This window comes from Pontibacillus yanchengensis Y32, from assembly GCF_000770635.1.
Lineage (GTDB): Bacteria > Bacillota > Bacilli > Bacillales > BH030062 > Pontibacillus > Pontibacillus yanchengensis.
Genome location: NZ_AVBF01000102.1, coordinates 1 through 9,740, shown reverse-complemented (window position 1 = coordinate 9,740; position 9,740 = coordinate 1). Strand labels below are relative to the sequence as shown.

Annotated in this window: 10 protein-coding genes and 1 riboswitch; of the genes, 7 read left to right on the top strand and 3 right to left on the bottom strand. The window is 36.4% G+C overall.

Annotated elements, in window-relative coordinates; all coding sequences use genetic code 11:
- Nucleotides 1-110 precede the first annotated feature (110 nt).
- Complete coding sequence (locus tag N782_RS19780) at nt 111-2,102, bottom strand: hypothetical protein (protein ID WP_036824517.1); 1,992 nt, start codon at nt 2,100-2,102, stop codon at nt 111-113.
- Between the two features lie 224 nt (nt 2,103-2,326).
- A riboswitch (SAM riboswitch) is annotated at nt 2,327-2,443 on the top strand.
- Between the two features lie 86 nt (nt 2,444-2,529).
- On the opposite strand from N782_RS19780, the gene N782_RS19775 reads away from it, so the two are divergent.
- Nucleotides 2,530-3,579, top strand: a complete 1,050-nt coding sequence (locus tag N782_RS19775; protein ID WP_036824514.1) for a homocysteine S-methyltransferase family protein — start codon at nt 2,530-2,532, stop codon at nt 3,577-3,579.
- Between the two features lie 101 nt (nt 3,580-3,680).
- Here N782_RS19775 and N782_RS19770 read toward each other — a convergent pair whose 3' ends face one another.
- Nucleotides 3,681-3,950, bottom strand: coding sequence for a 2Fe-2S iron-sulfur cluster-binding protein (locus tag N782_RS19770; RefSeq protein ID WP_036824520.1), 270 nt, complete (start codon nt 3,948-3,950; stop codon nt 3,681-3,683).
- 181 nt (nt 3,951-4,131) lie between these two features.
- On the opposite strand from N782_RS19770, the gene N782_RS19765 reads away from it, so the two are divergent.
- Complete coding sequence (locus N782_RS19765; RefSeq protein ID WP_036824511.1) at nt 4,132-4,827, top strand: TVP38/TMEM64 family protein; 696 nt, start codon at nt 4,132-4,134, stop codon at nt 4,825-4,827.
- Nucleotides 4,828-4,839: 12 nt separating this feature from the next.
- Here N782_RS19765 and N782_RS19760 read toward each other — a convergent pair whose 3' ends face one another.
- On the bottom strand, nt 4,840-5,553 hold the full coding sequence (locus N782_RS19760) for a phosphatase PAP2 family protein (protein ID WP_052111463.1): 714 nt from the start codon (nt 5,551-5,553) through the stop codon (nt 4,840-4,842).
- 148 nt (nt 5,554-5,701) lie between these two features.
- Here N782_RS19760 and N782_RS19755 point away from each other — a divergent pair, with 148 nt between their 5' ends.
- From N782_RS19755 to spxA, 5 genes are all read left to right on the top strand, one after another.
- Complete coding sequence (locus N782_RS19755) at nt 5,702-6,160, top strand: hypothetical protein (protein ID WP_036824505.1); 459 nt, start codon at nt 5,702-5,704, stop codon at nt 6,158-6,160.
- A gap of 161 nt (nt 6,161-6,321) precedes the next feature.
- Entirely contained in the window at nt 6,322-7,041 is a 720-nt protein-coding gene (gene pxpB / locus N782_RS19750; protein ID WP_036824502.1) for a 5-oxoprolinase subunit PxpB, read from the top strand.
- Nucleotides 7,038-8,063: a 5-oxoprolinase subunit C family protein gene (locus N782_RS19745; protein WP_036824500.1), complete on the top strand. Its 1,026-nt coding sequence runs from the start codon at nt 7,038-7,040 to the stop codon at nt 8,061-8,063. Before pxpB ends, N782_RS19745 begins: the two co-directional genes overlap by 4 nt.
- On the top strand, nt 8,060-8,839 hold the full coding sequence (locus N782_RS19740; RefSeq protein ID WP_036824498.1) for a LamB/YcsF family protein: 780 nt from the start codon (nt 8,060-8,062) through the stop codon (nt 8,837-8,839). The genes N782_RS19745 and N782_RS19740 overlap by 4 nt, the downstream gene beginning before the upstream one ends.
- Nucleotides 8,840-9,022: 183 nt before the next feature.
- Nucleotides 9,023-9,418 (top strand): transcriptional regulator SpxA, encoded by a 396-nt coding sequence (spxA, locus tag N782_RS19735; protein WP_036824496.1) that lies wholly within the window; start codon nt 9,023-9,025, stop codon nt 9,416-9,418.
- The last annotated feature ends 322 nt before the right edge of the window (nt 9,419-9,740 follow it).

Genomic DNA, 9,740 nt, shown 5'->3' with positions numbered 1-9,740 from the left:
CTCTAAATTAACACAACGGAAACATTTCTCTAATCCATAATATCTCGAACCCAAGTCTTCAAGATAATGGGGCTTATGTGAAATATGAACTTACAAAACTATGAATAACCCTACATACGTTCATCATGAGTATTTTTCTGTACAAACCAACTAGGATCATTCATTAATTCAGGATTAAATCGTTTCTTACTTTTCTTCTTTTTTCGTCTGTGCTTCCTTTTCACAACACCAATCTTCTCCTGCGCTTCATTTATCATTGCTCCTGCAATGCCTTGAACAGATAGTATGAACAGAATATAAGCTATTAAACTTGGGGCTATGAGCCATAATTTTTCTGTCATGAATGCTTCTCTAAGGTAAGCAATCATACCAGCCCATTCATTCGTCACGGACGTTGGAGGTCCACCAACATTAATGATCGTTCCACCTAATAATAATTCAAACACTCCTAGGTGAATAAAAATATACAATACTTGAATGAGCTGTTGTGCAAATTGATTTACTAACTTAGGAAACAATTGGGGAGTGATTTGTTGGAAGAATACGTGAGCTTTACTAGCCCCCATCATAATGGACTGATAAATATATTCTTCGTCAAGCATGCGTTTTGCTTCGTTGCCAATTATATTAAGTACTACAGGTATTACTAGAATCGTTAATAAGATTACTTCGAATATTATTCTTTCTGAAAAGGAGATGGGCCAATCACTTGAAGAAGACTTCAAAAGTACACCTCTAAGCATTACATAAGCTAATAAACTTAAAGGAAGGTATTGAATACCATCTGATAGTTTACTAATAACACGTTGACTCTTCTCCCCCATCCAAAATAAGAATGGAATGGTTAACAAATAACTGAGCAAGACTCGTAATAATGCAATACATAAGGCAGTAAGAATTGTATATTTTGCACCTACTATAATTTGGTCCATAATAGCATACCCATAAGCATCAGACCCAAAGAAAAAAGGCTCCGTTGGATCATGCGGTGGGACGCTAACTAGATTTCCATTTTCATCGTTATAAAATTTCACTTCTCGGATTGGTTTTTCTTTGCTCCATGTGTAAGCAAAGCTGATGATCGTAAAACCAATAATATAAGTCATACCAAGCACAAAGGGAACTCGTTTCCATAGCTTCTTATTATATTGAATAAAAGCAATAATTCTTCCCTTTATAACGGTTTGTAACCTTTCTCCTTTATACCAGCCTCCAAAGGTATTAAGATTTCTAAATAGCCTATGACCATGATTTGAATCTCGTTTTCCTCCAGTCATAATCATTTCCATTCCAGTGTACAAAAAGAAGAACGGGGTAAAAATAAGCGATAAAGCCATGAAGATAATAAACGGTCTCGGATCCATTGTTACGATCCGAAAAATGCCAAAAAAGTTAAATAAATATTCTATAATCATTAAGCTTGAAAGACTCATCCATACTATAGATTTTGATTGATAGAATAAGCTTACTCCAATATTTTGAATACAGTGCCGTGATAGAATAAACAGATTTCTAATGCCTTTACTTTTAGCTAGTCCAACATAGTCTTTTGACCACTCCTCTTCCAATAGCAAGAGGCAAACCTTATAGAATAAAACGGTTGGAAGAATAGATAAAGTCAAAATAGGAGCAAAATAAATCTTATCCTCTCCAAGATAGACAAACTCAAAAATAAGAAAATCGAAAGTCTGATACGCCCAAACGACAAACATTTGTAATAAAAAAATAAAGATCACATCGGGAAAAGCTTGTATAAAATTCAACCATTTTTTTATACTTTCCTGAATCACTTTAGGTAATAACATCGTTGCAAACGCAAAGGTGAATCCTACTATAACAGCAATTACTAATGCTGAAAGTAATACAGTCATAGAATAGATATAACCTTCACTCATGAAAGGAATTAGCGGCTTTACTTTTTGGTAACTATTTATCACCCATTCTGAAGGGTTACTCAGTTGCGCTATAATACTTCCTAATGTATTCAAATAAGTCATTATGTTAAGGTGTACGCCACCTTCAAAGAGTACAGGTACAGAACTAACTAATAATATTCCTACTAAACCTATTATATAAAATACGATTAATTTTAGAAGTTTCACCGTTATCCATACCTCCCAGGACATTTACACAGAACTTGTATAAATTTAAGACGAGCTAATATTGTGTTTCGTTTCAAATATTAACCAAACGCACCATTGACACCATCCATAATTTTACACATATTCAATGATATTGTATATAAAATTCAAAAGAATTAAAAAATGATTGACCAAGGTAACGTTATGTTCTATAATTCAACTTACGAAATTAAAAAAACGAATATCTCTTATCTAGAGTGGCAGAGGGAATAGGCCCTGCGAAGCCCGGCAACCTTTCATAGGAACGATGTTGAAAAAGGTGCTAAATCCTACAGATTCTAAAAAAATCTGGAAGATAAGAGGAGGCATATATACATATACCCTCTTCTTATGAAGGGGGTTTTTTCATACCCTCTTCACACAAGAGATAAAAGGAAGGATGTAAACAATGAAACGTACACTTCAGCAACGATTACAAGATGGTCCCGTGGTTTGCGGAGAAGGTTATTTATTTGAGCTAGAAAGAAGAGGTTACTTACAGGCTGGTTCTTTCGTTCCCGAGGTTGCGTTAGAAAATCCTCAAGCACTGAAGCAAACGTACCGTGATTACATGAATGCAGGTTCTGATGTAGTTTTAGCATTCACCTATAATGCTCACAGAGAAAAAATGCGTATTATTGGTAAGGAAGATTTACTAGAACCTCTTAATCGAGAAGCTATACGACTTGCTAAAGAAGTTGCCCAAGAGCATCCAACCGAAGAAGCTCTTGTAGCTGGGAACGTTTCCAACACAAACCTATTTGACCCTGAAGACCCAGCATCTAAAGAAAAAGTTCGCAGTATGTTCGCTGAAATGCTTACTTGGTGTAAAGAAGAAGGCGTAGATTTCGTTAATGGAGAAACATTTTATTACTATGAAGAAGCGCAAATAGCATTAGAAGAAATCTTAAAACAAGACTTACCCGCTGTAATTACTCTTGGAGTAATGGGTGAAAACAAAATGAGAGATGGCTACGAAGTGGATGAAGCTTGTCAGAAGCTACAAGAAAACGGAGCACTCGTTGTTGGGATGAACTGCTTTAGAGGTCCAGCAACAATGCAACCTTATGTAAACAAAATCAGAGAAACGGTTGATGGTTATGTAGCAGCTTTACCAGTTCCTTATCGAACAACAGAAGAACATCCAACGTTCTTCAATTTACCTGATGGTGGCTGTTCCTGTCATTTACCAACCGAAACAACTTTCCCTACATCCCTAGATCCGTTGTACTGTAATCGCTATGAAATTGCAAATTGGGCGAAAGAAGCTTATGATGTTGGGGTTAATTACTTTGGTTTATGTTGCGGAGCCTCCCCTAGCATGCTACGTGAAGTTGCGGAAACAGTTGGTCGAGAAGCTGTTAATTCTAAGTACTCTCCAAACATGGAGAAACACTTTTTATTCGGGTCGGATGAGAGTTTAAAATCTCATAATACACAATTTCGTACAAAAGCTTAATATACAGTGCGAAAAAAGAGCATCTATCTTTAAAAAATCATCAAAATCCCCCTGCCTACAACAGTGTAGACAGGGGGTTATGTATGTTTGAAGGAATGCTTTTATTTTAAAGGAACAGTCTGACAAGCAAGTCTATATCCTTGTTCTAATTCCTCTTCCAATTTTTCATGTTCTTTAGGAGTTGGATTGTTTACTAAATCATTACCATTAAGTAGCTCTACTCTGCAACGAGTACAATTTCCTTTCTGACACTTAAAATCCAAAGGGACCTCCTGTTCAAATGCAGAAGCTAATAGTGATTGCCCTTTTACAGGTTGAATCGAGTACATTTCTTCATACTGTTTTACTTGAATGCTTTGTTCTTTACTCATGTAATTTCTTCCTTTCATCATATATGTATAGTATCCTTCATCTATTGTAGGTGTAATAGAACGCAGGTACAAGTATCCTTCCTATTTACGATTATAAGCACAAAGTTTCAATATAGTATTTTTAGGGGATAGACCGTCTATAAACATTGTATATGGTAGTTAAGAAAGGCAAGGGATTGTAGTGAATAGTAGTTTAAAAAGCTTTTTATGGAAAATTATCATTTTATTAGTAGTAGCTGGTGGCATGCTATTTATAAATAAAATGTTTCTTCATATTAAACCTGACCACATAGAAAGTTGGGTGGAAAACTTTGGTATATGGGCGCCTGTAGTCATCATCTTAATCTTTATCATACGCCCTTTCACCTTAATCCCCCTTTCCATTATCGCGGTTGCATGTGGATTACTATTTGGTCGATATATGGGTACATTGTATATTGTTTCAGGTACTGTATTAGGCGCATTGCTTTCTCTGTTTGTCCTCCGTTACTTTCTTGGGGAAATTCAAATCAATGATGAACAAAAACAAAATTTAAATGCTTTGAAGAAAGACCTCGAAGAACACGGATTTAAATCAGTCTTAATGATACGTTTATTACCAGGTGTGAACTTTGATTTAGTTACGTATATATGTGCAAGAGTCGAAGTGAAATGGTGGAAATACACACTGGCAACACTTGTTGGTACCTTACCTGGTTCCATTTTATTTGGTTTTTTCGGATCTAGTTTACTATCTTTAAAACCACAGAGTATTATTATTTTAAGCGGTTTAATTGTAGTATTAGCAGGGCTTGCGCTCTTCATGAAACAGGAAATAGGAAAAAAATATGATGTTAATCAACTAAAAGAAGAAACAAAACTTTTAAAAGAAAATTAAAAGCAAGAGACCTTAAGTAAATAAGGCCTCTTGCTTTTTCTTTTGCCGTCTTTGTTGTCTCCATAGGGTCATTTCTAATGCTAAGATACATATAAGAAGCCAAGCTAAACCAAATGAAAAACCTGCAAGAATGTCACTAAAGTAATGCACTCCTACATATACCCTGCTTAGCCCCACTAACAAAATCAGTAGACCCAAGAAGCTATTTACTACCCATTTTACACTAGATTTCATATTCGTTATGAATACTATATAAATAACAAATCCATAAAATACGATAGCCCCTGTAGAGTGTCCACTAGGAAAACTGAATCCTGTGCCATCATATTTTTCTAACACATCGGGTCTTTTTCTCTCAAAAGCTAGTTTTAATACCTTGGTTAATAAACTAATACCTAACATGTTAACTAGAAAATATACACTTATCCATTTACTTTTATCAGAAAAAAACAATAAGTAGATAATAAGTATTCCAGATGCAATTGTTAACCATAGTACAGAGCCTGCTTCCGTAATCATCCCAAAAGCATTCCCAAGCCAACCTTGTTGTATATTACTCATTAGATTTATTGCTAACTTATCAATCATTAATGGTTCCTTCTCCATAACTTCTTCTGCCAATTCTGCAAAAAAGTAAAAAGAAACCCCAATGACTACAAATCCCCCAAGGATTAGTAAAATAGATAACTTAGATAAATCAGATATTTTTACCCCTCTAAATATCACCATAATCCTCCTTCGGCAACAACAATATAATACTATAATGTATGGGGATGATTTTCCCTAGTCCGTCAGAATTAAAACTTTTCTCATTTTGAAACTAAGAATTACAATGTTATAATGACTTAAAATACTACATATTTATGGAGGCAACATGCTTACTTTTGAAGAAAAATTAGACATTATAGACAATTTCCCAGAACTTGAACGTAAAGAAGTATCATTAGGCCGAGTTAATTATCATTTTGAAGAAAGTGTCATGGATAAGAAAAATGTAGTCTACCATTTACATCCGAATGGCAACGGTTTTGTATATGCAGAATATGTAGATGGCTATGAAACGGACAACCGTGGAATGGTTAATATTCGTGATTTCTCAGCAGAAGAATTAAAGAATATCGTACGAGCTTCAATTGATTCCTTATCCACATTACCAGAAGATGAGTGGGATGATCTTGAAGAAGAATTTATTAATGTAGAAAATCAAACCCTTACGTTGGTGTATGATTTTGGCTTATTTAACATTTATGCCGGAGAAATGCTCGACGGTACATTTCCTACTTATAATGAGGCTATTGATTACCTGGAACAGGAAGGTTTCAAACGAAAATAATAAGTATATCCACCTGCTATAATGTATAGCAGGTTTTTTTATACTTTTTTTAACATCTTTCCTCCCCCCTAACATTCATTCCGTTATTCATTTGAACTAAACACCCTAGTCATATAACATAGAAAAAAACAAGAATTTTCTTACTATAGAGGAGGGTTACGGTGAATTATACACTAACTCCACTTGGAGATCGCGCCATTGTAATTGAACTAGGAAATGAGATCACCATTGCCACTCATAACCTCGTACAAAGTGTAGTAGCATTTCTAGATCAGCATCCGTTTGATTGGATCACGGAATACATACCTGCCTTTACAACTGTAACTATCTTTTACAATCCATTACTCGTTTTACCAAAAACGAATCAAACCACCTCTGCCTCACCTTATGAACATGTAGTAAACGAATTAATACCCTATCTCGATAATCTTGAGGAAAACCATTCAGAACTTGGACGTACAATTGAAATTCCTGTATGTTATGGTGGCGAACTAGGACCCGACCTCCCCTATGTTGCTGAGTACCATAACCTATCTGAAGAACAAATTGTAGATTTACATTCAAAAGGGGACTATCTAGTGTACATGATTGGTTTTGCTCCAGGGTTCCCATACATAGGAGGTATGCCAGAAGATTTAGCCACTCCAAGAAAAGACAACCCTAGACTAAAAATACCTGCAGGTTCTGTAGGGATAGCTGGTAACCAAACTGGTGTTTACCCAATAGAAACACCTGGAGGGTGGCAGTTAATCGGCCGCACTCCCCTCCCTCTTTTCGATCCTGAATTAGAGCCACCAACCTTATTAAAGACAGGGGATGTTATTAGGTTTAAACCTATTACGAAACAAGAATTTGATTCCTATAAGGAGGATAAGGCATGATTTATGTAAAAAAGCCAGGTCTCCTTTCCACCCTTCAAGATCAAGGACGTATTGGATATCAAAAGCATGGTGTCATTATGAGCGGTGTCATGGATCCAGTCTCCCCCCGCATTGCAAATTTGTTGGTAGGTAACGATGAAAACGAAGTAGTACTAGAAATAACCATGCTAGGACCTACGCTGGTGTTTGAACAAAACACTATTATTGCTTTGTGTGGCGGTGATTTATCTCCGAGAATTGATGGTAGCCCAATCAAACAATGGAGTCCTATTTTTGTAAAAAAGGGGAGCACCCTTACATTAGGTCAGGCCCAGCAAGGATGTCGAGTTTATCTTGCTGTAGCAGGTGGATTCCAGGTTCCAAAAGTGATGGGTAGTAAATCAACCTATCTCAGGGCTGGTATTGGTGGATATAAAGGACGCGCCATACAAGCTCAAGACAACCTTAGCATAGGCACCCCCTCTCCTACTATTGAGACTAAAATTAAGGAACTAGAAGAACAAACTACTAATAATGAACGTTTTCTAGAAATGAAATGGTATGTGGCTTCAGAATTTGCTGCTCCGTTTCAAAGCAAAAGTAGTCACCCTATTCGAGTCATCAAAGGAAGAGAATATGACTTATTCACACAAGAAAGTCAACAAAGCCTTTTCTCTGAATCATTCACTATAAGTAGTCAATCGGATCGTATGGGATATCGCTTAGAAGGTTCTACTTTACCATTAAATAATGAAATCTCGCTAAAATCAGAAGCTGTGGCATTTGGTACCATACAAGTACCTAGTAATGGACAACCTATACTTCTGATGGCAGATAGACAAACAACGGGCGGCTACCCTAAAATAGCACAAGTAGCTACCGTTGATTTACCAGTATTAGCTCAATTGAAGCCAGGAACCACAATTACGTTCGAAGAAATTTCACTTGAGAAAGCACAAAAACTGTATCTTGAGCGAGAAGCGAACCTACAACAATTAGCGCAAGGCATACATTTAAAATCCATCCAGGAGGGATTCAGATGAATTTCATTGATTTAAATTGTGATATGGGGGAAAGCTTTGGAACGTACAAAAAAGGTAATGATGAAGAGCTCCTACAATACGTTACTTCCGCTAACATCGCATGTGGATTTCATGCCGGGGATGCTTCTACTATGAGAAACACAGTACAACTGGCTCTAGAGCATGGAGTTGGTATAGGTGCACATCCCGGACTTGATGACCTGGTTGGGTTTGGTAGACGCACTATCGACATTACTCCAAAGGAAGCATATGAAATCGTTGTGTACCAAATCGGAGCTTTAAAGGCTTTTGTTGAAGCAGAAGGTTCCTCCCTCCAACATGTTAAACCGCATGGTGCCCTTTATAATATGGCCGCAAAAAATAAAGAGCTCTCAGCCGCAATTGCTGAAGCAGTTTATAATGTTGATGCCAATCTTATTTTATTTGGTCTTGCAGGTACTGAGCTTTATCATGCTGGAAACAACCTTAACCTCCACACAGCTAGTGAAGTTTTCTCGGACCGCACCTATCAACAAGATGGAACCCTTACTCCAAGAAGCGAAAAAAATGCAATCATAACCGATCATAAGACCGCTTCTAAACAAGTCATTCGAATGATTCAAGATCAACAAGTTCTTTCTCAACAAAAAATAGATGTACCTATCAAAGCAGATACAATTTGCATTCACGGAGATGGAGAATATGCAGTTGAGTTTGCACGATTTATTTCTTCTGCGCTTAAGGAAGCCAACATTGAAGTTAGAAAAATAAGTGATGTCTTACCTCAAAAAAGCTGACTCTCTACCTTCTATATATTGGAAGCTAAAATATCTTGAAAAAAAGATGTTTTTATAATACTCTTTTAGGGAACCGTTCAATATGATGTAAGTTTGATTACATCTTTAATTCGAGAGATTCTTTATCATAAAGAATAATTAAATGAATTACGTTACCCTATATAAGTAATAGGAGGTATAATAATGATTACTGTGTATCTTTCTCCAAGTTGTACTTCTTGCCGTAAAGCGAAAGCATGGTTGGACGAACATAATCTAGAATATGAAGAACGAAATATCTTCTCTCAACCTCTATCTATAGAAGAGATCAAGGGAATTATCCGCATGACAGAAGATGGCACAAAAGAAATTATTTCCGAACGCTCAAAAGTGTTCCAAAATCTCGACGTTGACCTTGAAGACCTATCTATGCGAGATTTATATAAACTAATTGAAGATAACCCTAGCATTCTAAAACGCCCTATCATACTAGACGAAAAACGCATGCAAGTAGGGTTTAACGAAGATGAAATCCGTAGCTTCCTCCCTAGAAAAGTACGCACATTCGAATTACAAGAAGCACTTTCTGAAGCAAACTAATAAAGCTTAATCAGCACATTCAATCAGTAACCATGATTGAATGTGTTTTTTATTTAACTTTTTTTTATTTATTATCAGTATTCTATGTTAGCCCCATTATGTTGAAGACTTGGGTTCGCGGTAAATCAGAACTTTGCGAGGTCTTGCCTACCTATTCCTCAGGTATCTCCTTGCTCTACGGCCACCTCACGCAATGAAGGGAGAAACAGAAACAAGGCCAGGTTAGAATCTGGACGTATTCTTAATTAGGTTTTTCACAAAGCGATTTATGAAACAAAGTGATGCTATGCTAACGGACATATAGAAGGTGTCTATTAACTCG